The 25,867-nt window shown below is 58.7% G+C and carries 28 protein-coding genes; 14 read left to right on the forward strand and 14 right to left on the reverse strand.

The features are described from left to right. Positions 1 to 252 precede the first annotated feature (252 nt). Entirely contained in the window at positions 253 to 1,254 is a 1,002-nt protein-coding gene (locus DC3_RS06000; protein ID WP_146883038.1) for a LacI family DNA-binding transcriptional regulator, read from the reverse strand. Between the two features lie 652 nt (positions 1,255 to 1,906). Here DC3_RS06000 and DC3_RS06005 point away from each other — a divergent pair. The 8 genes from DC3_RS06005 (at position 1,907) to DC3_RS06040 (ending at position 8,644) form a co-directional block, all read left to right on the forward strand. Continuing rightward, the gene (locus DC3_RS06005; protein WP_146883039.1) at positions 1,907 to 2,524 is read left to right on the forward strand and encodes a TetR/AcrR family transcriptional regulator; all 618 of its coding nucleotides are present in this window, start codon (positions 1,907 to 1,909) and stop codon (positions 2,522 to 2,524) included. 149 nt (positions 2,525 to 2,673) lie between these two features. After that, positions 2,674 to 3,102: a hypothetical protein gene (locus tag DC3_RS06010; RefSeq protein WP_146883040.1), complete on the forward strand. Its 429-nt coding sequence runs from the start codon at positions 2,674 to 2,676 to the stop codon at positions 3,100 to 3,102. A 133-nt stretch (positions 3,103 to 3,235) separates the two neighbouring features. After that, positions 3,236 to 4,798: an alpha-amylase family glycosyl hydrolase gene (locus DC3_RS06015; protein WP_186815866.1), complete on the forward strand. Its 1,563-nt coding sequence runs from the start codon at positions 3,236 to 3,238 to the stop codon at positions 4,796 to 4,798. Between the two features lie 635 nt (positions 4,799 to 5,433). Then, positions 5,434 to 5,745, forward strand: a complete 312-nt coding sequence (locus DC3_RS06020; protein ID WP_146883042.1) for a hypothetical protein — start codon at positions 5,434 to 5,436, stop codon at positions 5,743 to 5,745. A gap of 74 nt (positions 5,746 to 5,819) precedes the next feature. Beyond that, positions 5,820 to 6,875 (forward strand): serine hydrolase domain-containing protein, encoded by a 1,056-nt coding sequence (locus DC3_RS06025; protein ID WP_146883043.1) that lies wholly within the window; start codon positions 5,820 to 5,822, stop codon positions 6,873 to 6,875. Between the two features lie 187 nt (positions 6,876 to 7,062). After that, positions 7,063 to 8,121 (forward strand): serine hydrolase domain-containing protein, encoded by a 1,059-nt coding sequence (locus DC3_RS06030; RefSeq protein WP_146883044.1) that lies wholly within the window; start codon positions 7,063 to 7,065, stop codon positions 8,119 to 8,121. Then, positions 8,069 to 8,389: a Tn3 family transposase gene (locus DC3_RS29935; protein ID WP_281292440.1), complete on the forward strand. Its 321-nt coding sequence runs from the start codon at positions 8,069 to 8,071 to the stop codon at positions 8,387 to 8,389. The genes DC3_RS06030 and DC3_RS29935 overlap by 53 nt, the downstream gene beginning before the upstream one ends. A gap of 84 nt (positions 8,390 to 8,473) precedes the next feature. Then, on the forward strand, positions 8,474 to 8,644 hold the full coding sequence (locus DC3_RS06040; RefSeq protein ID WP_246130568.1) for a YnfA family protein: 171 nt from the start codon (positions 8,474 to 8,476) through the stop codon (positions 8,642 to 8,644). Between the two features lie 54 nt (positions 8,645 to 8,698). Here the strand turns inward: DC3_RS06040 and DC3_RS06045 are convergent, their stop codons facing one another. The 3 genes from DC3_RS06045 to DC3_RS06055 form a co-directional block, all read right to left on the reverse strand. Beyond that, positions 8,699 to 9,169, reverse strand: coding sequence for a hypothetical protein (locus DC3_RS06045; protein WP_146883047.1), 471 nt, complete (start codon positions 9,167 to 9,169; stop codon positions 8,699 to 8,701). A gap of 28 nt (positions 9,170 to 9,197) precedes the next feature. Continuing rightward, positions 9,198 to 9,602, reverse strand: coding sequence for a hypothetical protein (locus DC3_RS06050; protein ID WP_146883048.1), 405 nt, complete (start codon positions 9,600 to 9,602; stop codon positions 9,198 to 9,200). 73 nt (positions 9,603 to 9,675) lie between these two features. After that, positions 9,676 to 10,530, reverse strand: a complete 855-nt coding sequence (locus tag DC3_RS06055) for an alpha/beta fold hydrolase (RefSeq protein WP_186815868.1) — start codon at positions 10,528 to 10,530, stop codon at positions 9,676 to 9,678. 273 nt (positions 10,531 to 10,803) lie between these two features. Here DC3_RS06055 and DC3_RS06060 point away from each other — a divergent pair, with 273 nt between their 5' ends. Continuing rightward, positions 10,804 to 11,169 carry a sensor histidine kinase gene (locus DC3_RS06060; RefSeq protein ID WP_146883050.1) on the forward strand — a complete coding sequence of 122 codons (366 nt, stop codon included), beginning with the start codon at positions 10,804 to 10,806 and terminating at the stop codon, positions 11,167 to 11,169. 965 nt (positions 11,170 to 12,134) lie between these two features. On the opposite strand, the gene DC3_RS06065 is transcribed toward DC3_RS06060, so the two are convergent. From DC3_RS06065 to DC3_RS06080, 4 genes are all read right to left on the reverse strand, one after another. After that, positions 12,135 to 13,268: a glycosyltransferase gene (locus DC3_RS06065; RefSeq protein WP_146883052.1), complete on the reverse strand. Its 1,134-nt coding sequence runs from the start codon at positions 13,266 to 13,268 to the stop codon at positions 12,135 to 12,137. Beyond that, positions 13,269 to 13,694, reverse strand: coding sequence for a hypothetical protein (locus DC3_RS06070; RefSeq protein WP_146883054.1), 426 nt, complete (start codon positions 13,692 to 13,694; stop codon positions 13,269 to 13,271). Positions 13,695 to 13,779: 85 nt separating this feature from the next. Further along, on the reverse strand, positions 13,780 to 15,201 hold the full coding sequence (locus DC3_RS06075; RefSeq protein ID WP_146883056.1) for a HAMP domain-containing sensor histidine kinase: 1,422 nt from the start codon (positions 15,199 to 15,201) through the stop codon (positions 13,780 to 13,782). A 1-nt stretch (position 15,202) separates the two neighbouring features. Beyond that, positions 15,203 to 15,877 (reverse strand): response regulator transcription factor, encoded by a 675-nt coding sequence (locus DC3_RS06080; RefSeq protein ID WP_146883058.1) that lies wholly within the window; start codon positions 15,875 to 15,877, stop codon positions 15,203 to 15,205. 169 nt (positions 15,878 to 16,046) lie between these two features. On the opposite strand from DC3_RS06080, the gene DC3_RS06085 reads away from it, so the two are divergent. Beyond that, positions 16,047 to 16,433 carry a hypothetical protein gene (locus DC3_RS06085; RefSeq protein ID WP_146883060.1) on the forward strand — a complete coding sequence of 129 codons (387 nt, stop codon included), beginning with the start codon at positions 16,047 to 16,049 and terminating at the stop codon, positions 16,431 to 16,433. On the opposite strand, the gene DC3_RS06090 is transcribed toward DC3_RS06085, so the two are convergent. After that, entirely contained in the window at positions 16,417 to 17,001 is a 585-nt protein-coding gene (locus tag DC3_RS06090; RefSeq protein WP_222594704.1) for a PadR family transcriptional regulator, read from the reverse strand. The two genes, DC3_RS06085 and DC3_RS06090, sit on opposite strands and share 17 nt — an antisense overlap. A 125-nt stretch (positions 17,002 to 17,126) precedes the next feature. Here DC3_RS06090 and DC3_RS06095 point away from each other — a divergent pair, with 125 nt between their 5' ends. Beyond that, positions 17,127 to 17,339 carry a hypothetical protein gene (locus DC3_RS06095; RefSeq protein ID WP_146883062.1) on the forward strand — a complete coding sequence of 71 codons (213 nt, stop codon included), beginning with the start codon at positions 17,127 to 17,129 and terminating at the stop codon, positions 17,337 to 17,339. Between the two features lie 48 nt (positions 17,340 to 17,387). Here the strand turns inward: DC3_RS06095 and DC3_RS06100 are convergent, their stop codons facing one another. The 4 genes from DC3_RS06100 to DC3_RS06115 form a co-directional block, all read right to left on the reverse strand. Next, entirely contained in the window at positions 17,388 to 17,630 is a 243-nt protein-coding gene (locus DC3_RS06100) for a hypothetical protein (protein WP_146883064.1), read from the reverse strand. A 577-nt stretch (positions 17,631 to 18,207) separates the two neighbouring features. Further along, a complete protein-coding gene (locus DC3_RS06105) occupies positions 18,208 to 20,805 on the reverse strand; it encodes an ankyrin repeat domain-containing protein (protein WP_146883066.1) in 2,598 nt (865 codons plus the stop codon). A 9-nt stretch (positions 20,806 to 20,814) separates the two neighbouring features. Further along, the gene (locus DC3_RS06110) at positions 20,815 to 21,165 is read right to left on the reverse strand and encodes a hypothetical protein (protein WP_146883068.1); all 351 of its coding nucleotides are present in this window, start codon (positions 21,163 to 21,165) and stop codon (positions 20,815 to 20,817) included. 584 nt (positions 21,166 to 21,749) lie between these two features. Beyond that, entirely contained in the window at positions 21,750 to 22,064 is a 315-nt protein-coding gene (locus DC3_RS06115; RefSeq protein ID WP_146883070.1) for a hypothetical protein, read from the reverse strand. Positions 22,065 to 22,277: 213 nt separating this feature from the next. Between DC3_RS06115 and DC3_RS06120 the strand changes: the two genes are divergently transcribed. After that, positions 22,278 to 22,868 carry a TetR/AcrR family transcriptional regulator gene (locus DC3_RS06120; RefSeq protein ID WP_146883072.1) on the forward strand — a complete coding sequence of 197 codons (591 nt, stop codon included), beginning with the start codon at positions 22,278 to 22,280 and terminating at the stop codon, positions 22,866 to 22,868. Between the two features lie 308 nt (positions 22,869 to 23,176). On the opposite strand, the gene DC3_RS06125 is transcribed toward DC3_RS06120, so the two are convergent. Beyond that, entirely contained in the window at positions 23,177 to 24,427 is a 1,251-nt protein-coding gene (locus DC3_RS06125; protein WP_146883074.1) for an FAD-dependent oxidoreductase, read from the reverse strand. Positions 24,428 to 24,525: 98 nt separating this feature from the next. Between DC3_RS06125 and DC3_RS28990 the strand changes: the two genes are divergently transcribed. Beyond that, positions 24,526 to 24,669 (forward strand): hypothetical protein, encoded by a 144-nt coding sequence (locus DC3_RS28990; protein ID WP_186815870.1) that lies wholly within the window; start codon positions 24,526 to 24,528, stop codon positions 24,667 to 24,669. 297 nt (positions 24,670 to 24,966) lie between these two features. Then, positions 24,967 to 25,815 (forward strand): MerR family transcriptional regulator, encoded by an 849-nt coding sequence (locus DC3_RS06130; protein ID WP_186815871.1) that lies wholly within the window; start codon positions 24,967 to 24,969, stop codon positions 25,813 to 25,815. Positions 25,816 to 25,867 lie beyond the last annotated feature (52 nt).

Genomic DNA, 25,867 nt, shown 5'->3' on the forward strand with positions numbered 1-25,867 from the left:
TGTTTTTTAGCCCATGAATTTGGGATGATGAAGCCTCGTGGTGTTTTGCCCTCTACAAGTGTTCTCTGCCTCTGTAGTGGCCACGGCTGAGGAACTCAACCTCCGCATTTCCTCTGTTTTGATCCCAGATGGCGTGCTGCTCCATGGAACCTCTGCCTTTTTGCCTCTTCAGGTCATGCATCCAATCGCCTTCATCAACCATCAGGCTGCGCGGCTTCAAAGCCAGAGCCTTTCGTGCGCACCTGTAGAACTTCAGGTGAGGCCCACTTTCAGCACCGGGTCCAGTTGCAGGTGACGGACAGGCAAGGTGGGGTTGGCGATGCGTTCCATCAGCATCTCCGTGGCCATCCGACCCATGTCCTCCACGGCCTGGAACACACTGGCGAGGCCCAGATGGTGGGCGCGAAGTCCGTGGTCGTAACCCACCAGCCGCACGTCTTCCCCCAGGGTCAGGCCCCCCACCTGGGTCTCTTCGATGATGACACGAGTGAAGTCATCACACACAGCAAAAACGTTGATGGCTCCCTTCCTTTGTCCCAGCACTGCCTGGGCCGCCTGATGGATCTGGTCTTCATCAAAATTAGAGGACAGCACGTTCTCTGCAGGCAGGGGTGCTCCTGCCTCCCTGAAGGTGTCCAGGAATCCCTGCAGCCGTTCTTCAAAGACCCCGCTGTTGGGCACCCCTGCCTGTTCAGGTGAGGCCGCATAGCGGATCACAAAAGTCTCGGTTGGACGCTCCAACAGGTGCCGGGCGGCCAGTTTCCCTGCCAGTGCATTGTTGAGGGTGACGCTGTCAAAGTGCCTGGAGTGTACTTCCAGCACCACGGTGGGCAGCCCCTGAATGGTCAGGAGGTTGTCGTACAGTTGCTCCGGATCCAGGGAAGCCAGGATCAACCCGTCGGTCTGATAAGGGAGCGCACTGGGGTTCTGGTAGCGGGTCAGGCGACGCTCGGAGAGCAGTGGGTACACCCCGGCATCGTAATCGTGCTCCTCCAGGGTTTCATCGATGCTGTTGATCAGCCGGATGTAGAAATCGTTGCCTGAGGAGGGCAGAATCACACTGACCGATTGGGTTTTGCCGGTCCGGAAACTGCGCGCAGCCCGGTCAGGGATGAAGCCGAGTTCCTCAATCGTCTGCAAAATGCGGGCGCGTGTTTCTGGTTTGATTTCAGGGTGGTTGTTGATGGCCCGGGAGACTGTGCTGGGGTGCAACCCGGCATGCCTGGCGACATCCTTGATGGTGATTTTGGTCATGCTGCTTTCATACTAAAGGATGGGCAACCCGTGGGCTTTCAGGGGGCCTGGTTTTCCATCTCTGGCTGGAAGAGGTGGATGAACCCCCACATGGAACACTTTGTTTTGCCGCCCTGGCGTGTGGGGGATGATTTGATACCTGAAAAGAGCACCAGCACTTTCCAGTTTGAGCTGTTGTGCTTCCACATGGATTTTTCAAGTTCCAGCAGGAAACGCTGTTCAGCATTGTACAGGGCTTGCTTCGCACAGCCAGCCTTGTCAGAGCAAGGCTGGCCTGAACCGTTTAAAGGGAGAAGGGAAGACTTCACAGCCTGCGGTGGGCGGTCGGCCTGGGTTCCTCCATTTGAGGATGTTTCCTGACCACAGGTGAGTGGGTAGGCCTTGCTGATCGGCCTGGATGGCGGAGAAGTACTGTTTTGCACGTTCTCCTGCTTTGATGGTCTCACCTCGGCAGTGCGACTTTGCCAGGATGTGGGGCACCTCACTTCTGGATGGATTTCAAAGATTGAAATTTCCTTGAGAACAGGCCCATGCTGTCAAGGACGCTCCTCGAGATCTTGCTGGAACATCTGAATGACACCCTGGTGTTTGGTCCAGATGCTTCAGGACATCCGGCAACAGTGGGCTGGCATGTTATATTGCATGGGATGCAATGACCGAGCACCCTTCTTCCCGCAAACGCCCCTACCACCACGGTGACCTCCGCAATGCCCTGTTTCAAATCAGCATGGACCTGCTCACAACCGAGGGTCTGGCTGCCTTTGGCCTGCGGGAAGTGGCCCGCCGTGCCGGTGTGAGCATCAGTGCCATCTACCGGCATTTTCCAGACCGGGAGGCGTTGCTGGCCGAACTGGCTGCGGAGGGCTTTCGCATGTTGATCCGGGCCCATGCCGAGTCCGGTGAGCTGGAGGAGCCGGACGCTGTGAAGGCCATTGAACAGAGTGGTCTGGTGTACCTGCAGTTTGCAGACCAGCATCCCCATTTGCTGAAGGTAATGTTCGGGGAGGTACTGGCCCGGCACCAGTCGTTTCCCCAGGTGGCGCAGCTGTCCATGGAGGCTTTTGCTCAGCTGGAAACTCTGATCCTCAGGGGACAGCAGCAGGGGGTGTTCCGGGACGGTCCGGTGGGTGAGAAGGCTTTGATGTGCTGGGGCATGGTGCATGGGATGGCCCAGATTCGCATGGAGGGCATTGTGCTGCCCGGGGTGGAACGGTCTTCGCTTGAGGACCTGGCCCGCATGGTCTCTGACCAGCTGGTCGAGGGTTTGTGAGGCTTCAACCCTTGCAACGCATGTCTAAATGTTTGCACTGATCACAATGTTGTCAGTGATCTGTTTTTCTGCTACATTGACCTCAGCCAGGCAAGTGGTCCGAGAAGGACCATCCAGGACACATTTCCATGCCTGGCGGAAGAGGCCCCATGAAAAAGTGGATCACATTGACCCTGCTTGCACTGTCCACCGTGCACGCCCAGACGCTGCAGACCCTCAACCAGACCATCACCACCTACGGTCAGATCTGGCAGGAAAGCGTTCCGGAAAAAAGACTTCCCCTGATGGAAAAAGTGCTCTCTGCAGACTTTGACTACGTGGACGATTACGGTCAGTCTGTGGGCCACCAGGGCCTGAGTGACATCATCACCGGCATGCACAATTCCTACCCGGGTTTCACGGTGGAATTTGGCCCGGTGGCCCGGCACCACAATGTGGCCCGCATGGCCTGGGCCATCTACCGCAAAGACAAATCGCTGCTGGTCAAGGGCTTTGATGTGGTGCGGTTCAATGAAGCAGGTCAGCTCACCTCCCTGGTCGGTTTTGTGGGGAATTTCAGCACCGATGCCCTGGATTGACAGGTGTGTTGACCGGTTCACCTTTCCTGCAAAACAAGTGGGCCCCTGACCCACCAGCCCTTCCAGATGGAAGCGCTACCAGTTGTCAGGCCACACCAACCCTGCCTTTTTCTGCATTTCAGAGGACCTCCATGTGATTTCTTTTAAACCCACCCTGCTGACCCTCCTGCTGATCGGCTGCGCCCAGGCCCAGCACCTCCCCAGGCCCCCCTTGACTGAAGCCGTGCAAAACAGCTGGTACGCCAACACCACCTTCTACCAGGTTTTTGTGCGGTCTTTTCAGGACAGTGATGGAGACGGTATCGGAGACCTGAGAGGTGTTGCCTCCCGGCTGGAGTACCTCAAAAACCTGGGGGTGGGGGCCATCTGGCTGATGCCCATTTACCCCAGCCCCTCCTACCACGGTTACGATGTCACCGACCACCAGAACATCCAGCCGGAGTACGGCACCCTGCAGGACTTCAAAACCCTGCTGGAGGAAGCCCACAAACACAACATCAAAGTGATCCTGGACTGGATTCCCAACCACACCAGCGACCAGCACCCCTGGTTCAAAGACGCCCGCAGGCCTGGCTCCAGCAAAAGGGACTGGTATGTCTGGAAAACCACCAACCCCGGCTGGGGAAGGCCCTGGGACAACCAGGGGCAGACCTGGCACAAAAGCGGAGACCAGTTCTATTACGGGGTGTTCTGGGGTGGAATGCCCGACCTCAACTGGAAAAATCCCCAGGTCAAATCGGCCATGGATCAGGCGGCCCAATTCTGGCTGGATCTGGGGGTGGATGGTTTCCGTGTGGACGCCTCCCGCTACATCCTGGAAGGCGAAACCGACAACCGTCCAGACAGCGCTGAGACCCTGAACTGGACCCGGGAATTCACCCAGATGGTCAAAGCCCACGGCCCTGACAAGATGGTGGTCACCGAAGCCTGGATCGAGACCCCCACCGTGGCAAAGTACTTTGTGGATGGTCAGGGACAGGACCTGGGCTTTGATTTTGACCTGCAAACGGCCCTGGTCACAGGCATCCAGACGGCAAATGCCACCCCCATTCTTGAGACCCTGGATGGGGTGACCCGCCACTATCCAGAAGGGGCCGTGGACGGAATTTTTGTCAGCAACCACGACCTCGGAAGGCCCAACTTCACCCCAGGGCAGTGGCGGGTGGCGGCAAGCCTGCTCCTCACCCTCCCGGGCACCCCCTTTCTGTACTACGGGCAAGAAATTGGCATGCCCAACGGAACTGGACCCTCGGACGAGCAAAAGCGTACCCCTATGCGCTGGACCTTTGAGAGGCGGACCGGTTTCAGCACAGCTGCCCCCTGGCAACCTTTCAGCACCCAGGATCCCCTGATCTCGGTGCAGTCCCAGCAGGAAGAGCCCACTTCGCTCCTGAAACACCACCAGACCCTGCTGCACATCCGCCAGCAGCATGGGGCCCTTCGCACGGGAGGCTACCTGCCCCTCGCTGCCCCTGACGGGGTGATCGGCTTCATCCGCCAGCTGGGAAAAGAGCGTGTGCTGGTGGTGGTCAACTTGCAAGACACCGGGCAACAGGTGCAGTTGGACCTGGGTTCCGTTTCAGCAGGGGTGGACACCGCACAATCCCTGCTGGGCTCCCTGGAAGTGAAAGCAGGAAAAGCCGTGGGAACCATTCCTGCCCAGGGCCTGGCTTTGCTGTTGCTGAACTCCCCATGACCGGGTGAAACAGGTGACGGGTTCTTCACGGTCAGAGCTTTTGACTGAAACACAACTGTCTTAAGCAATGGGCTTGTCAAAAGAAACCGTTGTCAGCAATCTGCGATTCATGCTTGTCATTTGGGGCAACAGATCGCTGTGCAGGACCCATCATCATGGACCATCCAGGGAAACAAAGCTTCACATGATAAACATGAAGAGAGAAAAGCCCTTTGCCACTTTCCGAGAACGATTGTGCAATCGTTCTCGGAAAGTCATTGACATCAGAAGTCCAGTCGACTTTAATCAGAACAGCCAAAAGAAAACCCCTGTGCCCGGTAGTGAACTGCCACTGGGCACCTGGAATCACACCCTGAAAGGAACCTCTGGACGCCACCCCAACCCCCCGTGCGTTTGTTCGTCACATCAGGCATTCTGTGGCCCGGTGTGACATGAAGGCGATTTACACTTGCACCTCCTCCACTGCTCAGGAGGCCACATGTACCCTCATCCATACCCCTCTGGTTCACCCTTTTTCCTTCCTGACCCCTTGCCTCAAAGCCACCAACCACCCGTCTCGTGCCCAATGCACCCATCTCCGGGCCTGACAGAGCAAAAACTTCCTGATTCAAATCCCCAGGGGAACCCTGGGAGTGGTGTTGCGTAAGGTACAGGACCACCTGCAGATCATGGAAGTGCGACCCGACGTCGGAGGGTGGCTTTTGCTGTCCAGCCTGCGAAAATTCCCTTCGCTGGAGGCTTTTAAAACCCTTCCCTCAGAACAAGGCCCCCCTCTCGAACCAGGCACACTGGTGACCACACCAGAAGGCAAAACCGGGGTGGTGGGAGGCACCTGCGAGGGTGGCTTTCAGGTGCTGGAGGTGGATTTCACCCGTGAACACTGGATGCCAGCTCACCTCGTCCCTTCAACTTCCCCACGTCCCCTGCTCTCTTGCCCTGAAACCTGAATTGGCCTCTGGACCTTCTCACACCTGCGCCATCCAGCATCCCACAGGCACATCTCAACTTTTTGGAGTCCCACATGAAAAAAACCTTCTGGCTTTCCCTCTCCCTTCTGCTCAGTGGTGCTTTTGCCCAGGGTACAGACCCCCAACCCCGCCTGTCTCAGCTCATCGACACCCTCCATGACACCCAGGCGTTCATGGGCACCGTGATCATCACCCAGAAAGGCAAAACCACCTTTGAAAAATCGGTCGGTCTGGCCAACCTGGAAAAATCCATCCCCAACACCTCAGACACCGTTTACCGGGTGGCTTCCATCACCAAAAGCTTTGTGGGGGTCGCGGTGCTCAAACTGCAAGAGGAGGGCAAGCTCAAAGTCACCGATCCCCTCAGCAAGTACCTGCCCGATTACCCAAATGGAGAAAACATCACCTTGCATCACCTGATCACCCACACGTCGGGCATCTTCAACTATTTTGAACGGACCGACCTTGCCAGCCTGCGCAAAGAAAGGCCCAGCCTGGAGGAGTTCACCAAGAAGTTTGCAAATGAACCGGTCAATTTTGCACCAGGTGCCATGTACCGTTACAACAACTCGGGGTACATCCTGCTGGGCCGGGTGATCGAAAAGGCTTCCGGGATGCCCTTTGAAACCTACATGCAGCAACACGTGCTTGCTCCCATGGGCTTCGAGAAAACCCGGTTTTACAAGGATGACCAGGTGGTGGCGGGCCGTGCTGAAGGCTACACCCCCTCAGGGGAGGGCTTTGAAAAAGCAGACCTGTTCAATTACGAAGTGGTGCATGCTGCAGGCGGCCTGTCCGCCACCCCCCGGGAACTGGTCCAGTGGCTTCCAGGCATCCTCAGTGGCAAACTGCTCTCCCCGGAATCTGTTCAGGCGTTCATGGCTCCCCATGTGGTCCTGCCTGGAGCCCACTACGGGTATGGGGTGGTGGTGGCCAAACTCCTGGGCAAAGATCACCTGAACCACTCGGGTGAACTCCCCGGAGGCAGTTCATTCATGGCTTATTTTCCAGAAGAGCAAATCAGTGTGGTGATGCTCTCCAACGTGACCCGCCATGACCTGCCTGCACTGTTCACCCGGGTTTACCTGGCCTACAACCGCAACCCGTGACTGTGCTTCCCTCTGCTCAGGCAGCAGTAGACCATCCCACTCCGGGACCTGACAGGACTTTGATTTCAGGCCACTGTGCAGGGTCTGCAGGCCTCGTGGCTTTCTCCCTGTCGGATGTTTTGCCACCCGAAGCATCCTGCCTGTCAGCCCAGTCTTGCAAGCACACCTCAACTTTTTGGAGCCGCACATGAAAAAAACCCTCTGCATGTCTTTGACCGTGGTTCTGACGGTTGCTTGCGCCCAGGGCATGGACCCCCAGGCCCGCCTCTCTCAGCTCGTGGACATCTTCCATGACACCCAGGCGTTCATGGGCACCGTGATCATCACCCAGAAAGGCAAAATCACCTTTGAGAAATCGGTCGGTCTGGCAGATGTGAACCGGTCCCTTCCCAACACCTCGGACACCGTCTACCGGGTGGCCTCCATCACCAAAAGCTTCACGGCTGTGGCCGTACTCAAACTGCAAGAAGAGGGCAAACTCAAAGTCACCGATCCCCTCAGCACGTACCTGCCCGATTATCCCAACGGACAAAACATCACCCTGCACCACCTGCTCACCCACACCTCCGGGGTCTTCAATTTCACCGAGCGGGCAAACCTGCTGAGCTTTTCCGGGACCAGACCCAGCCTGGCGGAACTCACACGGACTTTTGACCAGGAGCCTGTGTATTTCAAGCCAGGCGAAGGGTTTCATTACAGCAACTCGGGGTACATCCTGCTGGGCCGGGTGATCGAAGTGGCTTCTGGCATGCCTTATGAGACGTACCTGCAGCAAAAGGTGCTCTCACCCCTGGGATGGAAAGCTTCCGGTTTCCACCGGGATGATGTGGTGGTGCCAGCCCGGGCAGAAGGCCATCAGCCTTCAGGGGAAGGCTTTGAAAAGGCGAACCTGTTCACCTATGAGGTGACCCATGCTGCAGGCGGGTTGTCTGCCACCCCCCGGGAACTGGCCCAGTGGCTTCCCGGCATCCTCAGTGGCAAACTGCTGGCCCCGGAATCCGTCCAGAGGTTCACCTCCCCTGTGTTCACCGATCCCCGGGGCAATCCTTATGCTTACGGTGTGACGGTGGGCAAGTTGCTGGGCAAAACGTATGTGGGTCATGGTGGGGCATTGCCGGGCTACACGTCATTCATGGCTTACTTTCCGGATGAGCAGTTGGGGGTGGTCTTGCTCTCGAACGTCACTGGACGGAATGTGGAGGGCATGCTCAGTCGCCTTTACCTCGCTTACCATCAACAACATTAACCCTGATCGACCAGGAAGCACCTTCAGCGGGTCTGCACCCGGGAAGCTGATCAAGTCCAACCTGATGGTGGCCAACTGCCTGGTGTTTCACACGGTGTACCTGCTCACCAGACAGATCAGGGAACTGAAACGGACCGGAAAGCTGGCGCTGGAGGAGATGTTAAGGCATCTCAATCCTTACTGGATGGGGCTTCTGAACCGGTTTGGTCGGTATGACTGGGAGGTGAAGCGCATGCCAGATCCTGTGATGCTGGATCACAAAGGGTAATCAAGGAAAGAAGGTCTGGGAGAGTAAAATTTGATGAAAAAATAGGTTTTCTCACGAATCATTGCCTACCCTCTGCAACCTCAGGTGCTGGATTTCGGGCGGGTGTACGCCGCTTACGGTGGTCTGTTCATCGTGCTGTCCCTGTTGTGGGGCTGGATCGTGGAGGGTGAGTCCCCAGACGCACCCAGCATGGTGGGGGCTTTGATTGCCCTGATTGGCGCCGCCGTGATCATTTACTGGCCCAGAGCCGCCTGAGCCCGCCTGGATGAGGCTCTGCTGGAGATCCTGTGCCTCAAAACACCTTCTGGCTCAGCTTCTTCTGGCTTTGCACCACAACAGATCGTACACATCATTGTGTTTCTGAACCAGGTTGGGATTGAACAATGCCGCATACACCACAGCAGTGTTCCGGGTGAAAAGGTAATGCACCCTGGGACCGGCTGTACCCACAAACTTGACCTTCCAGCCTGCAGTTCTCAGGTGGGTGAACAGCTCACTATAAGCCTGTTGAGGCACACCGGATCTGGTGCTGTACCACATCAATTCCATGTCCTGGGTGCACAGAAAACCATCGGCTTTTGCGCTGTCCATCAAAATGCTGGCGGTGATCTTGTAGAAGGTGCTGTCTGGGTTGAGTTGACGGGCAGGCCGAATTTCGATGCTCAACACTTTGCTGGAGGTCACCTCAAGGTCCTCGTGGCTTTCCAGCACATGAACGGCCTGAGCAACGCCACTGGCCACCAGCCAGAAGACAACAACCCACCGAAAAGCACAGTCCATGCCCTCAGCATACCCTTTGCTGAAGGCATCAATTCAAAACCTGCCCGACCGCAGGGAGGTGGACCCAGAAATACACAAAGGAAAACCTGAAAGCATTGAGGGACACCGATTGGGGATGGTCCAGATCATCCATGATCAATTTGGGCATCCAGAAAGGCAAAAAAGGCAGGCCATAACTCAATGGCCAGAAGAGGGGTGGAAAGGCCCTTCGTCCCAGGGGGCCGGGGGGACCACCATCCACCATCATGCCCCAGGTCTCATCTGGAGTGACCCAGTGAAACGCCAGCAGGGTGAGGGTCAGGAAGGAGACCACCATCAAAACCAGGAGTGCAACACGCTGTTTGGTCGTTCCCCTGTTTCGTCCCGAGGTCCAGAACACCCACAGTGAAATGATTTCAAAAGACACCAGGAGCATGAAAATGGCTGTTCTCACTTGGACCCCTTCGCTTTCAGTGTAAAGGCCTGCTGCAAGACGACCTCGCCTTCCCATCAGGTGGCGATGAACCTCAGGTCGGCAACAGAAAATCCTTGATGGCCTGAACAAACCGAAGGGCCTCTTCCAGATCAGGAAAATGGGCGCTGTTCTCAAACACCACCCCCTTGCAGTTGGGGATGCTGGAAGCCAGCGTCAGGGTCTGGGCCACAGGAATGTTGCGGTCGTGCTTTCCCAGCAAGACGAGCGTGGGGCATGACAGTTCACCCAGTCGGTGGTGGATGGGATCAGGGGGGTGCTGCAGGAGGAAGTCATGCATTTCTCCGGTGTTCACCAGTCCACTTTCCTCCCAGAGTTGACGGTTGAGGGCGGCCACCTGAAGGTCCTCAAACAAAAAACGGTCGGCCACATCACCCTCGATCTGGCTCCAGATGAATTCCAGGGTGTCCCGGGCTGGTTGATGCAGCAGGAGGCTTTGCACTTCTGTTCTCAGGGCTGGAGGAAGAAGCGGCAGGAAACCGGAAATCTGGTGGGAGGCCACATCCATGCCAAACCACCAGGGGGCCTGCAGGATCAGGGTTTTCACCCGCTGGGGTCTGGTCAGGGCATAGGTGGTGGCCAGTCCACCCCCAAAGGAATTCCCGAACAGCGTGACTTCTGGCAGCTCCAGTTGCGTGAGCACCTCATCAAGGTCTGAAAGCAGGGCGGGGATGCTCCAGTCCCCGTTGGTGGGCCTCTGTGAACGGCCACAGCCCCGGGATTCCAGGTAGATCAGCTTTCTGAACTTTTCCAGCATTGGACCGGTGGTGTGCTCAAACACGAAGTGGTTGCCGCCCGGGCCGCCATGCAAAGCCAGAATGGGAGGGCCTTGCCCGGCGATTTTCACCCAGTGGGAGATGCCATTGACCTTCAGGTTCAGGGTGGGCATGGGTTGTGGACAGCATACCCTGCTCGTGACCTTCAGAAAAGTCATGGGACCCTGAGAGACTGTTTTGAGAGGCCAAAAAGAACCGCAGGGCTGTTCTGTGGTCCTCAGAGACCTCGAAAACACAATGTCAAATCCAGTGTGGCGTCGTTTGCTTCAGGTGCTCGGGGTCCAGTGCCCGTCCGGTGTGGAGGGTGGGGGTGATGCCTCTGGCCATCAGCAGGACCACGCCACCAATGAGACATCCGAGAATCAATCCAATTGCATGTCGGGTAGGTGGATGCCTGTGCGGTCTGTAGGGACCCGGATCGCCTGAAGCAGTTGCTGGTGATTTTGACCAGCAACGCCATCAAATACACACCGGATGGGGGTTCGGTGTCATTCCGCCTGAGGTCTCGGAACGGCAAGGCGGAGTTGTGCATTCGGGACACCGGGGTGGGCATTGCTGCTGAGGAGCTGGGAAGGGTGTTTGAGCGGCATTACCGGGCGAAACAAGAAGGCCTCACGGATCCAGGGGGGAGTGGGCTGGGGCTTTCCCTGGCGAAGTGGATTGTGGAGGAGCACAAAGGGGAGATCCTGCTGGAGAGCACGGTGGGGGTGGGAACTGAAGTGCGGGTGAGGTTGCCGTTGCTCATCAAGTGAAGGGCTGGAGCAACATCTGACTGAACAGCAAAAGTTTTCTGCCAAGGAAAAACAGGGAGCTGTTCTTAAGCGCCCACTTTGGAGCCTGGTTTTTTGCCACCAGGCTCCACCTGTGGTCTGGTGTTCTGGTGGTTCTCAGGCCAGATTCCCGAGAAAATTGTTCAGAGCAAGAAAAAAGGGGTGCATGATACCAGCTGACAGCAATGACACCTTAACCCCTCATACATTGGCAGAAACTTGACACCTCCCAGGGAGGCCACAAGCTTCTCATCCAAATGCCCCACGGTCTGCAACCCGTGGGGTGCGATGATTAAAAAATCAAAAGACGGCTCACCTTTCACTTCCAGAAGGCAGTGGGCCCCCACACTGGCAGGGAGATGCCCTGTGTTTTCATGGTCTAGCTAAAGGTTTCTGGGTCAACACGGTAGACCACCGAACCTGACCTCCACGTTGCTGCAGGGTGGCTCTGACAACATGGCAACCCAGGCTTCAGCCTCCGGGTCCCAGGTGAGGGTGCACCGATCGACATCCTCAAAAACCCTGTTGAGGTCACAGCAGCGAGAAGCATGGGGAGTTCAGGTGCACAGAGCCTCCTTCGAGGTTCCTCTCCAACCCAGCATCAAAACCACATTCTGGTGTTCATCAGGTAGGGTGAGGCTACGCCGAATCTCTAATCACCAGCTCCTGTCCGGAACACACCTGCTGTGCTCCTCTGCGAAGCCTTTTCAGCGAGCATGAAGGGGCTTTTGGGACAGTTCGCATCCCTGAGCAGGGTCCATTTTGAGTCTGCTTGTTGTGCATCAGGTTGGCTCCTTGAGGTTTTGTTGTGTCATCAGCTCACAGTTTCTGTTGAGTGCTGCAAGTGACCCGAGGAGCCAACCTGCCCTTGAATTTCCCTCATCGAACCGAACGCAGGTGGATTTCCAGCCCAGAGGGGTCTGTTTCCCGCATCCCCGACGGGTCGGTCAACCCAGCAGGGACAACACAGGGGACCCTTCCTTGAGGCCTTCCTGCCTGCCTTCCCCGGTCAGGCTGTGCTGGTACACCTGCAGGTACTGTGAGGTGAGCCGGTCTGGATGGAAGGAACCACTGAAAGCAAGGGCTTCCTGATGGTACTGGTCCCACTGCGAGAGCACCTGCAAAACCCCCCGGGCCATGCCCTGCACGTCCCCCACCGGATGCAGGGTGCCGGTGCGTTGCGGCAAAACCACTTCAGGGGTGCTGCCGGCCTGCGCAGCCACGATGGGCACCCCCCACTGCAGGGCCTGCATGGACAGCAGATTTGAGGTTTCATGTTCTGCGGGCAGCAACAGCACCTGCCCCAGCCTCAGCGTAGGACCGAGGTCTCCGGGCAGGCTCAGAAACCGCACATGGTCCTGCACCCCGAGATGTTTCGCGAGGCGTTCGCAGGCCAGACGGTCCGGCCCGGTTCCCACCATCAGCAGGGTGACATTCTGCTCACCGAGCACCGCTTTGAGCACAAACAGAGCGTCCCTGGAGCGTTTCATCTGCCGGTAGTTCGTGACGTGCACCACCACCGGGGGACCAGCAACCCTGGCTCGCTCCGGGGACGTTCCTTGCTGGACGAACGGTGGAACCACCTGCACCCTGGGCAGGGACTCCAGGCGCAGGTGCTGCCCCAGCTGGGTGGCCACGTGCGAGGACACCGCCGTGAGGGCATCTGAACGACTCAGCCCGTACCGGAGGGCTGCCCGGGTCTCCCCGTCCCACACGGTGGAGGGGAGGTCACTGCCGTGCAGGGTGGTGACCAGCCGGAAAGGCAGGCGGGTGAGGTCCCGGTTGAACGCTGCATTCAATCCCGCCGGGAGCAAACCGTGGGCGTTCACCACATCAATGTGCTTTTCTTTCACCAGCGCAGAGAGTTGATGGAGGGTCGACGGGGAGAACAGGCGCAGGTGCAAACCCATCCCTCTCCCCTCAAACGGGTGCACGGTCACCCGTGCATCTTCCGGGAACGTCCACGGGCAGGGGGAAAGCAGCTGCACCTCCACGCCCTTTCGGGACAGGTGGCACGCCAGGGCCCTCAGGTGGTGGTCCACTCCCCCCAGCGCGTGGGTGTGAAACAACAGCACCCGCATTCAATGCCTCCTTGTGGACGTTCCCCGCTCATCTGCAGGCCCCTGGGGGAGGTAACGGATGCTGTAGTACACCACCTTGCCGGTGATCTCATCGAATGTGAGGTCCTCCAGGGTTCCGGCCACCCGGCCCTGCGGGTCCAGCCAGGGCCTTCCCACCACCTGCCCGTGCTCGGAAAGCAATTTCAGTCGGGGCAACTTGCCCAGCGGCAGCACGTCTTCGGGAGAGTGGATGGTCACCTGCACCCCATCATGGTCCAGCACCGCATCCAGCATCACGGCTTCCAGGGGCCTCTGCGGTCCGAGGCGGGTGAGGTAAGCCAGCACCACCCCCTGTTCGTGGTGCACCACCACATCGACGATGGGTCCCAGGGTTCTGGTGCGGGTGCGGATCTGTCCAGTTTCAATGAGGTTTCTCAGGCTCAGCATGGGAATCTCCTTCAGGTGAGGGTAGACCTCCCAACTGGGCAGGACCTTGCTGAAAGCTGAGCAAACGCTGAGCACAAGGGATCACTCAGGCATTTGCATGTCCAGCGGTCCACATGGGGAGGGTGAAGGTGACCTGGGTGCCTTTGCCCACCTCACTCTGAACGTCCACCGTTCCCCCGTGCTGCTCCACAATCCAGTGGGCGATGGGAAGTCCGAGGCCGCTTCCTGTCGGGTTGTGCTCACGGGCATGCTCGGCCCGGAAGAAGCGCTCGAACACCTGCCGGACCTCCTCTGGGGTCATCCCCACTCCGGTGTCCTGCACCACGGTGGTCACCCATCCCGCCTGCCCGGTCACCTGCACGGTGATGTGCCCCCCTTGCGGGGTGTACTTGAGGGCGTTGTCCAGCAGGATCAGCAGCAGTTGACTGAGGCGGTCCCGGTCCCCTTTCACCCAGAGGTCCGTGTCCTGAATGAGACTGAGGTGCTGTTCAGATTTGAGTTTCTGGGCGTTTCGCACCGCCTCCACCACCACCTCCGAGTAGTGCACCTGACCCAGCAGCAGTTTCAGTCCGGCGTCCTTTTTGGCCACCGTCAGCAGGTCCTCCACCAGGCGTCCCAGCCGGGACATTTCGAGCAGGGCGTCATGCAAAATGGCGTCGCGCTGTTCTGGCAGCATGGTGGGGTAGCGTTGCAGCAACTCCAGGTTCCCCCGCACGATGGTGATGGGCGTCCGGAGTTCATGGGACGCTTCGGCCACAAATTGACGCTGGGCTTTCACCGCCCACTCCAGGTTGTCCAGCATCTGGTTGAGGGTGCTGGACAGGTCCCCGAGTTCGTCCTGGTGGGGAAAAGACGACACCCGCTGGGACAGATCGCGTGACCGTGCAATGCGGTCTGCCGTGCGGGTGAGGTCCCGCAGGGGGGCGAGCACCCTTCTGGTGGTCCGCTGCAGGATCACCCCCATCAACACGCACATCAGGAGGGTCAGCGTCAGCATCACAACCAGCAGGACCCTCTGGGCCTGTTCCATCTGCATCAGGGGAAACCGGACCTCCAGCACCTGCTGTCCTGCAAAACTCCAGGTGAGGGAACGCCACCTTTCCCCCTGCACCTCCAGGGTGCGCAACGTTGCGCCCTCAGTCAGCACGGGTTTTTTCTGGAGTGAAGGAAGATGTTCCATCCACCAGGGCAAAGCCCGGATCAAACCCTGCTGTGGACGGGTGGGTCTCAAGGTCGGGTTGGGCGAAGGGCCTGACCTGGCCACCACCAGGCCCTCAGGGCCATACCACAGGACCTGCAGGTCCACAGCAGGCAGGTGTTGAAGGTACACTGGTCCAGCGGTCTCGAGTCCTGCCTGCACCTGACTTGCGGTGAGGATCAGCAGACGGTCCATGTCCTGCCGCTGGTTCTTGGCGTAAAGTCCCCAGCACAGCAGCGAGAACAGCAGCAGCGCTCCGCACAGCATCCCCTGACGCAGCAGGAGAGGGGAGAGGGAAGCACGGGGCACCTCAATCCTCCCGGAGGATGTACCCGGCCCCGCGAATGGTGTGAATGAGTCTGCTGGCTCCACCCTCCTCCAGCTTTTGCCTCAGGGCACTGATGGCCACCTCGACCACATTGACATCTCCGAAGTAATCCATGCCCCACACCCGGTCGAGCAGCATCGGTTTGGTGAAGACCCGCTCGGGGTTCTCCATGAAGCACTGCAGCAACCGGAATTCCAGAGGAGAGAGGCCCAGGATGCGGCCAGAGCGGGTCACCTGGTGGCGTTGCAGGTCCAGGTGCAGGTCTGCATGGCGCAACTCCTGTTTGGTGTCCGGCTGGAAACGCTTGAGGATCAGGCGCACCCGGGCCAGCAGCACATCAAAGTAAAAGGGCTTGGTGATGTAGTCGTCTGCACCAGACTCCAGCCCGTACACATGGTCGTCCGGGTGGTCTTTGGCGGTGAGTAAGATCACCGGGATGTGCTCACTGGACGAGCGCACCTTCTTCAGGACCTCGAGTCCGGAGAGGTCTGGCATCGTGATGTCGAGGATCACCAGCAAGATGTTGCGGGTCCGCAAGAGGTTCAGGGCTTCACTGCCGGTCTCGGCTTCGAGCACCAGGTGGCCTTCGAATTCCAGGCCACGTCGGAGCATCATGCGCATGCGGGCATCGTCATCGACCACCAGAATGTGAGACATGCTCCCCATCCTGACCGGAGTTTCATGAGAATGTTTTGAGACTGGTAACCCTTTCTTCACTCAGCTTTTGCTCAGGTTCTGCTGGGGTTCCAGACAGCAATGTGCCCTAGAGTGCTGGCATGACCCATCATCCTTTTGCTTTGCTGCAAGGCAGAAAGGCGATCTTTCCATGCCTGATTCTGCCCTGATGACGGCCATTTTCGCCAGTGGACTCGCTGCAGGCAGCGTCACCCTCTCAGCGACCCTCTTTCTCTATCTCAGGGGCTTGCTGCACAGCCTGCACCACAAAAAGAGCCTGTGGGTGCTGCATGTGCTGGTGATGATTCTGAGCATCTTCCTGGCGGTGCAACTGCAGATTCACGGTCCTGACCTCGGCCTGGGGCACACCTTGCAATTCTGGGTGTGGTGCTGCCTGACCCTGGTGGGGGTGTTCACCGTGCAGGAATGGAAACCCGGGCCAGCCAGGGATGTGCTGTTGCTCTTGTGCTGTCTGCTGGGAGGGTTGTTTGTGGGCAGCATGATGTTTTTGAACCTCCCAGTCACGCCCTCTGGGTGATCCCAGCGTGGTCTGGCTGACTTTGCAGGGTGTGCAGGGTGCGTTTGAGCCACTCAAGGTCCGCCTGAAGCAGGTTCAGCTGTCTGGAGACCGTCAGGTCCACCCCGATCAGTCCCCGTCCGATGTGGCCTTCATGGGTGGGCACTTTTTGCAGGGTTTCAATCTGTTGCTCCAGCAGCTTTGCCCGTTCTTGTAAGAGCAACAGCACTTCCTGCTGGGGCAGTTCGTTCACGAAGAGCATCCCGAGGTTGCCGTATTCCGGCAGGGGGTCCGGCTGGGACAGGTGGATGCGCAGCAACTCCAGGAAGTGTTTTTCCCCCTGCAGGGTGAGGCCATACACCTTGCGGGTGGGCCGGTTGCCGGCCTGTTCGTTGTGGGACTGGATCAGTCCTGCTTTTTCCAGCCGGTCCAGGGCGGCGTACGCGGTGGCTTTTTTCAACTGGGTGAAGTGGGCCAGGTTTTTTTCGATGAAGTCGTGCAGCTGGTACCCGTGTTGCTGTTCTCCTTTGAGGAGGCCGAGCAGCAGCAACGCGTTGGGGTCATGGATCATTCCATCAGAATAGTCCATGCTTGACTATTTCTCCAAATCCCTTTAGAGTCAACTTTAGATTAGTCAAAGATGGTTTCATGGACGGCAGCAGCGGCAGCGGCAGCGGACCCACAGGATTCGACACTGCGCAATAAAGGAGCACCGTGAACCAGCACCAAGTGGACCTGCTGTTGCAGGAATGGCATACACTGGCCGAGCAACTCCAACAACACATCGCTCAACCCGAAAAAAATTACCCTCAGATCAACCAGGAACTGGAAGTCATTCTTTTCAAAACCATGCGCATTCGCTCGTTGCTGGAGGACCGCTCTGGGTCCTCCGGGGTGGGCCAGTACACCATCACACCTGAAGAGTAAACCTGGGGCCGCTGTTGAGCGGCCCTTTTGCTGGTTTGCTGGACAACTTCAATCAGGTTTTGGGTTGCTGTGGTCTTTGAAGAAATAACCCAACAGGAACACCACCACGGACCGGATCAGGTCAAAAATGCCGTGGGTGAGGGTGGCCCGTGTGGTGCTGTCATCAAACCAGGAACCGAGGTACAGCATCAGGGTGAGGGCGGCAGCTCCGAAGAGCATGTGGTGGCCCAGGGTGGCGGGAGTGGTTTTCTTTCTGGGTGACCGGGGTCGCTGTGCAGACCGACGCGCCATGTCACACCTCCATTCCAGGGCTGTTGCCCCACAGTGAAAGTAAGATCAGGGAGACGATGAAGGCCCTTGGCCAGCACCGTAGCGCGTCAGTCCCGGATGGTGCCCTTGGCACTCCACCGGTCTTCGTCCCACATTGAAGGTGCAGTTGCTTCAACCACACATTGCTTTGATTTGTGCAGGACTCCTTGAGCCTGCGCCACCCGACAACTCCTTGAGTTGTACCACCTCATGATACACCCTGGGTTCCACAACTGTAAGGGGTGATCAACAGCTGCTCCTTTTTTATCGTTGTTGTGTGTTTACACAGCAGAAGCAAGCATTCCATTCGATTTGCTTCTCTGACATGCATTTTGTTACCACAGCACAAACACATACGGATTTGCCAGTCTTTCACTGTGCAGCCTGACACGGGCAATTGTCCACCGTTCTGCCCCAAAACGGGACATCCGAGGTGTACAGGGGCCTTTTTTGCTCCATCTGGAGAACAGCACTGTGGCCCAGCCCAGGGCCTTCAGACTGGGTGCCTTGTCATTCGGCTGATCTGCAGCTGGCGCAAAACAGGGTCTGGGTCATCACCTTAAGGTTTTTCTCTCAATGCCCGTTCGATTTCGGTGCGCAGGGCCTGAGTGGAGCACAGGTCCAGGGGGGTGTGGCCTCGCTGGTTTTTCACGCTCAGGTCTGCCCCACGGGCCACCATGCGGGTCACCGTTCTGGCGGTCTGCTGCCGGGCTTCCACAGCTTCATTCCGGGGCCATTCCAGCCGCACCAGAAATTCCAGGGGGGTTTCGCCCTGCCGGGTTTGCACATTGGGATCCGCTCCGGCCTGCAGCAGGTGATCGATCACCTCAAATGCGCCTCTGGCACAGGCGAAGTGCAGGGCGGTGCGACCCAGACGGTCCTTGCTGGCCACCTGTGCCTCGTGGTCCAGCAACAGCCGCACCAGTTCAGGTCTGGCATGGTTGGCGGCGTGCATCAAAGGGGTGATGCCTTCCGGGTCTTTGCCGTTCACTTTTGCCTCCAGGTCCAGCATCTGCTGGACCCTTTTGGGTTTTCCACTTTCGATGGCTTCAAACAGGGCTCCGTTATGCTTGCCGTGCACGCCCCCCCGGCTTCTCAGGTGCTCCAGGATCTCCTGATGGGTCACAAAGTCCAGTGGGGTGTTGAAATCTGCGTTTTTCAGGTTGACCTCTGCACCGTGTTCGAGCAGCAAGTCGATCAGTGCAAACAGTGCTTGCAGCTGTTCGGGCCTGTGGTATGTGCTGCTGGCCTTCACCACCTTGTGCAGGGCACCATCCCCATAAAGGCTTTCCGGGTGGTTGGGGTTGGCCCCTTTGCTGAGCAGTTTGTGGATCACCCGGTGAAAGTCGGAAATCTCAGGGAAGCCGGGCTCCTTGCCGAAGCGTTGCAGGCGGTAGGTGACCCTGAGCAGTGCGGTTTCTTCGCTGTCAAACGGGCTGGTGTCCAGGTGCTGCACGTCCTGTGGGGTGGCCCGGTCCAGCACGGCTTCGAAGGCGGCAAGCCCGTGGACCGTGTCCACCTGGTCGGCGAGTTCAAAAAGCTCTCTGCCCACCCCTGTGGCATTTTCTGCTGGCCCGGAGGGCGGCTCTGTTCCAGTGATGTGATGGACCATCCCCTGAATCAGGTCCGTGTAGTGGTCTTGCAGGGTTTGTTGCACCTCATGTTCTGCCGAGAGGGGTTGTGCGGACCCTCCATGCTGCATGGCAGCCGTGAGCCGCTCGGAAACCTGTTTGCTCTGGGCGTCCGCGAGGGGGGTCCTGCCGTGGTTGTTTTCGGCCTGCACGTTCGCCCCGAGGGCAATCAGGCGGTCCAGCACTTCGAGCAGTTTTTGCCCTTCGGGGGTTTTGAGGGTGCGGGACTCCATGCGGTCCACCAGCCAGTGCAGGGCGGTGCCTTCATACCGGTTGCGTTCATTGATGTCTGCCCCGTGCTGCAGCAAGAGGTCCAGGGCTTCAGGACTTCTGACCAGCCCCAGTGGGAAATAGAAGTATTCGTAGGGTGCGTCCCCTTTGCGGCTGATGCCCCGGGGCAGGGCCCCGTGGTCCAGCAGCAATTGCATCATCTTGAGGTCGTCTTTGGAGACCGCTTCGCACAGGGCCGTGGTGTTGGAAGAGTCGTTGATTTCGTTCACTTTTGCGCGGTGCTGCAACAAAAGCCGGGCCACTTCCAGGTGACTGTGGGAGACCGCCATGTAAAGGGGGGTCTGGGTGTGGCGGATCAGGTCACTGAAGTTGGTTTTCACGTTGACTTTCGCCCCGTGTGCCAGCAGCACCTTCACCACCTCGAGGGTGCCGAGTTCTGCAGCCCAGTGCAGGGGCCGCTGGTTGCTGTGGTTGCGGCTGTTGACGTCTTGCCCCACGGAAATCAGCCACCCGACCATGTCCGGCTGGTCTCGCACAGAGGCGTAATGCAGCACCGTGTTTCTTCCCAGGTCCGTCACCGTGAGGTCCTCTCCCCGTTCGTACAGGTGCCTGAGCAGCGGAAAGTGGCCCCTTTCGGCCAGCAGGTGCACGAAGCACCTGCCGTTCTCGAAACGCGTGTTCACGTCCTGGTCCGGGAACAGGGAAAGCAGGTGGTCGAAGACCTCCACGGTGGAACTGTGGTGCAGGGGCAGGCGACCCAGGTGGTCTTTGACGGTGAGAGGAAAAGCCGTGTGTTCCAGCACCCGGTCCACCATCTGGGGGTTCCCGGACCATGCCGCCCAGTGCAAAGGGGTCATGCCGTGCTGGTTCTGGTGGTCCAGAAGGAGGCCTTTTTGCAGGAACATTTCGAGGTGTTCAAGGTTGCCGGACGCCACCACCACATCCAGCACCCGGGTTCCGGCGGTGTTCTGGGTGTCCATGCTCGCCCCCATCTGCAAGAGTTCGAGGGCAAGATCAACGTGTTTCCCTGCGTAAGCCAGGTACAGCGGGGTGCGCTGGCGGTGGTCTCTCAACTCCAGTCTGGCCCCTTTTTGCAGGAGCAATCGTGCCACGTCAAGTTTGCCCTGCAAGATGGCGTGATGCAAGGGAGGCAGGTGTTTTTCACTGCCCTGCCAGCCCAGCACCTCGGGGAGTTGCTCTCCCCAACTGTTCATCAGGGTTTCCATGGTTTCCAGATCTGCGGTGTCCATCAATTGATTCAATTGTTGTGCTGCTTTTTTGATGTGTGGGGGCATGAATCCATCTTAAAAAACATCCTTTACATGGAAGCGCTTCCGTCTAGACGGTAGGGGCCGGAGCCCATGCACATGAACGTCCAGGTGGTGCATGAACTCGCCTCTGTTGGAAGGAAGGACGTACTCAAAGGTGAGCTGAAAAGCCCTTGATCCGAACCCCGCACCAGGCACCTCCACCATCTCGGTGACCAGGTGTTCCCTGCCCATGAACATCGCCCGCAGGGTGCCGGTGGCCATGGACAAGAATTCATGTTCGGTGAGCAGATCTGAAAACACCACCCGGACCGTCCCGAGGGTGTGGGTGATGGAGGTGATTTGATCCTTCGACACGTGAAGCACGGCAGGTTCAGGTGGGGTCATGGCTTCCAGTTTACTTGCTGGCGCTGCCCGCCTGAAAGACAACCCACAGGGCATGCAAGGCCCCTGGACGGCTGCATGCCCAAAGCACAGCCCTTGACCAGTCGCAACTGCGGGTGACATCCAGGCTGCCCCTGAGGGAACGATGGTGCCCCGGACCGGATCAACCTTCGACTCCACCACCTGCTGACCTTCACCCCGGATGCCTGGGAGAGTCCTCCCAACTGTCCGCTTCCCGTTTCTTTGCTGCACCTGACCGGTGGTTGTGAGCACCGAGAGGACGTCGTGCAAGGTCCGCAGAAGGGTGTCCGGGAACCCTTTCAAGTCAACGCTTTTGAGGCACAAGCACATCCATCAGGCCATCAAACCAGTCCCTGGGGGTGGCCCGGCCTTCCAGGTCGGTGAGGGTGCACAGGTCAATCAGCCCACCAGGGAAGACCACAAGAGTCGTCTGAGCAAGACGTCGGCCCGCCGGAAAGGCTGATCAGGGATTGTGCTTCCACAGATGCTTCAAACAAGGTGGCTGAAAGGCATGGTCAAAGACCTGAAAATGCTGTTGGACATGGCCCATCTTGTCAGCAATTCATTCAGATGTCATGAAAGCAATCAAATCCAACATCGAGCAGCAAACGCATCGCGGTTTCAAACATCCTTGAGGCCAGGCCAAAAAGAAAAAGCCCCTTGTCTGCAAATCTGGCACCATTGTCCTGCTGTGGGTCTTGAACAGCTTCAAATGCTTTCGGCGTCAGACGGTCAGGTGCAACGTTGATCCGGTGGGGACATGGATGCCTGCGGGTTGCTGCAAGAACCGTCAAAATCCAGGTGGCGGTGGGTGGTAAGCATCCTCTTTCAGACGTGGAATTTTTGTTTCCCCCTGGTACAGTTTCAAGTGTTTTGCCCATGGGCTTTCTGAGCCTGGCTTTGAAGGCCCAAGTGAGTGGACCCGGGGGGTTCAACAGGTGGGGTCCACCGGAAGTCTGGAGGCATTTGCCAGATTCAATCCGAGCATGAAAAGTTCTTGTTTCCTGTGCCCCTTCCTGCTGCCCGGTGTACCTCCCTCAAAAAGCGAAATGGATTCACTTTGCACTTGATGTCACTTTGCTTTACCATGAACCATGTTTTCCTCCTCTCCAGGTCGCCGGGAGCGCAAGAAGGCTGCCACCCGCGACGCCATTGCCAACGCCGCCCTGAAATTGTTCCTGGAAAAAGGCTTCGATGGGGTCAGCATCAAAGACATTGCTGACCTGGCCGATGTCTCCACCACCACCGTGTTCAAACACTTCCCCAGCAAAGAAGCCCTGCTCTTCGACCAGGACGCCGACCAGGAGGCACAGCTCCTCTCTGCCGTGCAAAACCGCCCGGCAGGACAGTCGGCCCTGCAGGCCCTGTGTGGTTTCTTCGTGGCCCACACCCAGGCCATCCACCAGGACCCGCGCATGGAGGACTTCATCCAACTGGTCACCCGCACCCCTGCCCTCATGGAGTACGGGCGCCGCATGTGGACCCGCCATGGGGCTGCGCTGGCACGGGTTCTTGCCCTGGATGCTGGGCGACCTGCAGGGGACTTCACTGCGGCAGCCCTGGCCCATTTTGTGCTGGAAATTCCCCACCTGGTCCGGGGCCATCCCGACCCCGCAACGGCGTTCAAAGACGCCTTCGAGGTGCTCGAAAAAGGCTGGGGCAGCATGCATGCTGCCCCAGCCTGAGAGGTGGTCTCGGTCACTCCAGCGGTGCGGGACTTCCATTCCTCAGCGCTGATCCAAGTGTTGCGTGTTCCGGTGAATGGGAGGGACATCCTGGCGGCCTTGATGGTGCCCTGGAAGCCCTCCTGACCGGGTTTGGTTGTGAAGCGCACCTTCATCTGGGTGAGGTGACCCCGGTTTTGATGCTGAAATGGGGGCCTTCCACGGTGCCCTGCTCGATGGGTGCCCCATCAATCGTCCGTGTCACCTCCTGACCCCGGGGGCTCGGCACCCGTGTGGCGTGCGGGTCTCCCCTGGGGACATGAAACCGTTCAGCTGCCTTCCACCCCCAGGCCCTGCGGCATTCCGGAATCGCGTTGCCGCTGGCGGTAGAGGGCCGCGGCCTCCTGGTACTGCTGGTGTTCGGCATGGTGATCGGGCACATCCAGGGGGCCTTCTTGCACCCCGAAGAAACCGGCCAGACCTTCATTGGCGGCCACCGCCAGGGGGCCAGAGCGTTCGAACATCACCCGTTCGTACTGCCGGATGGCCTGGTCAGGGCTGGGGTGTTCTGCAATGCAGCGGGCCAGTTCCGCGCCTTCCAGCAGGGCCAGGTTGGCCCCGAATCCACCGAAGGGGGCCATCAGGTGGGCGGCGTCCCCCAGCAGGGTCACCCCGGGGACATGCGCCCAGCGCATTGGGGCCGGCAGGGCGAACAGGGGCCGCACCACGAAGACACCTTCGTTGTGACGGATGACGGCCAGCAGGTCTTCGCTCCAGCCTGTGAAGGTGTCCAGCAGGTGCTGGCGGACCTGGTCCGGGTCTTTCAGGTTGAGGCCTGCCTGGGTGTGCCAGTCGAGGGGGGTTTTCATGCCAATGTAGACCCGCACGTGGCAGTGGCTGTTGCGCTGCCCGATGATGCCCAGCCTCTGTCCGTCGGTGGCGAACATGTCCCCTTCCCCGACCAGGCGGGCGATGTCCGGGTGGCGCCGGTCCACGTCATCAAATTGCACCTCCAGAAACGTCACCCCGGAGTATTGGGGCACCTGGTCGGTGAGCAGGGGGCGGACCCTGGAGTGGGCACCGTCCGCCCCGATCAGCAGGTCCACGTCTGCCGTGCTGCCGTGCTCGAAGTGCAGCCGGTGGGTGCCTCCCCCGAGGGGGGTCACGTGGAGGAGTTTGTGGTTCCATTGCACGATGCCAGGGGCGAGGTGGTCGGTCAGCAGGGTGCGCAGTTGACCCCGGTCGATTTCCGGTGCAGCGGTGTCAGAGCGTTGTGGGACAAATTGACTGAGCACGTTCCCCTGGGAATCCAGCCGTTTCTTGGCCTGGCTTTCCGGGCGGGCGAGTTGCATGAAGGCAGCGAGGAGGCCGGCATCTTCCAGGGCGATCTGACCCTGGTCGGCGTGCATGTCGAGGGTGCCGCCCTGGTTTCGTGAGGTGGCCGAGAGGTCCCCTTCATAGACCGTGACGGGGATGCCCCGTTGTTGCAGGACGCGGGCGCACAGCAAGCCACCGGGTCCTGCCCCGATGATGGCGATGCGAGGGGTGGGGGGCGTGTGAGGGTTGAGTGGTTGTGACATGTTTTCTCCTTGAGGTGAACGGGAGAGGCAGCCGTCAACACCTCCCGGCCACCTCTCCAGTTGTATGGGTATTAAAGCATATTCGATTCAAAAGTGCAATGACTAAACTTTTTTATCGTTTCACCTTTAAGGTCTGGCGAGACAGGATGCGCCAGCTGGACTCACCGACCCTCAAACCCCCACCAGATGGCCCTGGCAGCAAAGCCAGAACCGAGCCCCACCTGTCGGACAATGTCAGTTGAACAAAAACCCGTGTAGGTTCATTGCCGTACAGATCGAGTTCAGCGCCGATGTTCGCGTGAGCACTCACAATACATGCGCACAAAGCCCCCTCTGGTTTTCCCAGGGATTCTTTCAGGAGCTGTGCCAAGAACCCCACAAGCCCCAACCCCACATCTGAATTCAGACGCACCCCGAACATCAGGCCCACTCACACCATGACAGGGAATCGCATGACAGGGCTCCAGGCAGGGGCAGAACAGCCGTCCAGGGGTCAACCTGTTGACTGTGCTGGCAGGTCAGGCATTATGCTCAGGCAGATGCCCATGGTCAAACTGCTGTCGATTGGTCAATTTGCCCGGCTCGCAGGCCTCACCCCCCGGATGCTCAGGTGTTACGAGCAGCAAGGTTTGCTCGTCCCCCACCGGACCGACTCCGGCACCGGGTACCGGTACTACCAACCAGAGCAACTGTCAACCGCCGTGTACATCCGCACACTCAGGCGCACCGACCTGGGCCTCAAGCAGATCCAGCGGGTGCTGAAAGCCCCGATGGTGCACCGTCTGTCCTTGCTGCAAAAACACCAGGCGAACGTGGAACAAAAAATCATGGTGTTGCATCAGGCCCTGGAGGAACTTCGTCACCTGCAAGGCAACAACGCCGAGCTCTACCCGGTCACGCAGGCCACCCGCCCCACCCACTTTTCCCTGAGTTTGCAACTGGAGGTGACCATCGACCAGGTGGATGCAGCCCGGGTGTTCGCCCTCCACCAGTTGCAAAAGCACCTGCAAGAACAGCAGCTGCAAGCCGCAGGGCCCCCGTACGCCCAGTACCTGCTGCCTTCCTCACCCGGCTTGCCGCCATCTTTTCCACAGAGATGGCAAACGCCTGTGGTTTACCCCATGACTTTCGGGGTGCCGGTGGAGCAGGTGGTGCTGGACGAGCCGCCTCTGGTGTTCAAGCAGCACCCTGAAGTGCAGGTGCTGTCCACCCTGCACTTCGGTGGGTACGAACCGATCCACCTTGCCTTGCAACACATTGCCCTGCAAGCCTCCCAGCGGGACCTCCAGCTCACCCGGCATGTGCGGGAGGTGTACCACCTGCATGCCCTTGCCACACACAACAGCAATGCTTACCAGACCGAACTGCAGGTGGAACTGCCTTCCTGACCCGTGGTCTCCCATGGGTTTGGTCACCCAGAACCGTCCAGATGGGTTTTTT

The sequence above is a fragment of the Deinococcus cellulosilyticus NBRC 106333 = KACC 11606 genome (assembly GCF_007990775.1).
Taxonomy (GTDB): Bacteria; Deinococcota; Deinococci; order Deinococcales; family Deinococcaceae; genus Deinococcus_C; species Deinococcus_C cellulosilyticus.